The 342-nt window shown below is 54.1% G+C and carries 1 protein-coding gene; it reads right to left on the reverse strand.

The genetic code is table 11. The annotated features are described in order from the left end of the window. Nucleotides 1–342 (reverse strand): hypothetical protein (locus NE665_RS24160; RefSeq protein ID WP_256302738.1); only part of this gene is annotated, 342 nt, incomplete at both ends.

Below are 342 nucleotides of genomic sequence, written 5' to 3' on the forward strand. Positions count from 1 at the left end.
CATTTGCAGCACCGCTCACATAGTAATCGGCACGGCTTCCACGCCCCATGAGGAACAGGTCCTCCTTCTGAGAAGCTGTCTCTGTCTGGAACCATGCTCCGTTTCGCGGACTGGTAAAGTTGGAACCATCATTGCTCATCTTCAGATACGCCTCATCCTTTTGGATCGTGGCGATACCGCCCTTCATGACTCCCATCAAAGACGGCATCCCATTTCCTTTCACTGCCAGTCTGTCCACGCCGATCGTGATCGGCATCGCAGTATCGTTGCGCAGGGATGCATTGTTGGTACTTTGCCGGATGAGGGAGCCCTCTGCATGCATCCGGATCTGTTGTGGAACGA

This window comes from Clostridium sp. DFI.1.208, from assembly GCF_024463855.1.
Classification (GTDB): domain Bacteria; phylum Bacillota_I; class Bacilli_A; order Erysipelotrichales; family Erysipelotrichaceae; genus Clostridium_AQ.